The sequence below is a fragment of the Bacillus canaveralius genome, assembly GCF_002860125.1.
Taxonomy (GTDB): Bacteria; Bacillota; Bacilli; order Bacillales; family Cytobacillaceae; genus Bacillus_BJ; species Bacillus_BJ canaveralius.
In genome coordinates, this window is sequence record NZ_PGVA01000046.1 from 1 (window position 1) to 1,552 (window position 1,552).

The 1,552-nt window shown below is 53.7% G+C and carries 1 rRNA gene; it reads right to left on the reverse strand.

Annotation, left to right across the window (positions count from 1 at the left end):
* Positions 1-1,552, reverse strand: a 23S ribosomal RNA gene (locus CU635_RS17565); the annotation flags it as partial.

Here is a 1,552-nt window from a genome sequence, read left to right on the forward strand (position 1 = left end):
GGGCGCGGGTTAGAAGTTCAATACAGCCAGGGTAGTATCCCACCGACGCCTCCACCGAAGCTGGCGCTCCGGCATCTCAGGCTCCTACCTATCCTGTACAAGCTGTACCAAAATTCAATATCAGGCTACAGTAAAGCTCCACGGGGTCTTTCCGTCCTGTCGCGGGTAACCTGCATCTTCACAGGTACTATAATTTCACCGAGTCTCTCGTTGAGACAGTGCCCAGATCGTTACGCCTTTCGTGCGGGTCGGAACTTACCCGACAAGGAATTTCGCTACCTTAGGACCGTTATAGTTACGGCCGCCGTTTACTGGGGCTTCGATTCAGAGCTTCGCTTGCGCTAACCCCTCCTCTTAACCTTCCAGCACCGGGCAGGCGTCAGCCCCTATACTTCGCCTTGCGGCTTCGCAGAGACCTGTGTTTTTGCTAAACAGTCGCCTGGGCCTATTCACTGCGGCTCATCCGGGCTATTCACCCAAATGAGCACCCCTTCTCCCGAAGTTACGGGGTCATTTTGCCGAGTTCCTTAACGAGAGTTCTCTCGCTCACCTTAGGATTCTCTCCTCGCCTACCTGTGTCGGTTTGCGGTACGGGCACCTTTTTCCTCGCTAGAGGCTTTTCTTGGCAGTGTGGAATCAGGAACTTCGGTACTATATTTCCCTCGCCATCACAGCTCAGCCTTGCGATCACGGGATTTGCCTCGTGACCAGCCTAACTGCTTGGACGCACATAACCAGCAGTGCGCTTGCCCTATCCTCCTGCGTCCCCCCATTGCTCAAACGGAAAAGAGGTGGTACAGGAATATCAACCTGTTGTCCATCGCCTACGCCTTTCGGCCTCGGCTTAGGTCCCGACTAACCCTGAGCGGACGAGCCTTCCTCAGGAAACCTTAGGCATTCGGTGGATGGGATTCTCACCCATCTTTCGCTACTCATACCGGCATTCTCACTTCTAAGCGCTCCACGAGTCCTCCCGGTCCCGCTTCAACGCCCTTAGAACGCTCTCCTACCGCGGACACCTACGGTGTCCACCCACAGCTTCGGTGATACGTTTAGCCCCGGTACATTTTCGGCGCAGAGTCACTCGACCAGTGAGCTATTACGCACTCTTTAAATGGTGGCTGCTTCTAAGCCAACATCCTGGTTGTCTAAGCAACTCCACATCCTTTTCCACTTAACGTATACTTTGGGACCTTAGCTGGTGGTCTGGGCTGTTTCCCTTTCGACTACGGATCTTATCACTCGCAGTCTGACTCCCATGGATAAGTCTTTGGCATTCGGAGTTTGTCTGAATTCGGTAACCCGATGAGGGCCCCTAGTCCAAACAGTGCTCTACCTCCAAGACTCTTACAACATGAGGCTAGCCCTAAAGCTATTTCGGAGAGAACCAGCTATCTCCAGGTTCGATTGGAATTTCTCCGCTACCCACACCTCATCCCCGCACTTTTCAACGTGCGTGGGTTCGGGCCTCCATCCAGTGTTACCTGGACTTCACCCTGGACATGGGTAGATCACCTGGTTTCGGGTCTACAACCACATACTAATTCGCCCT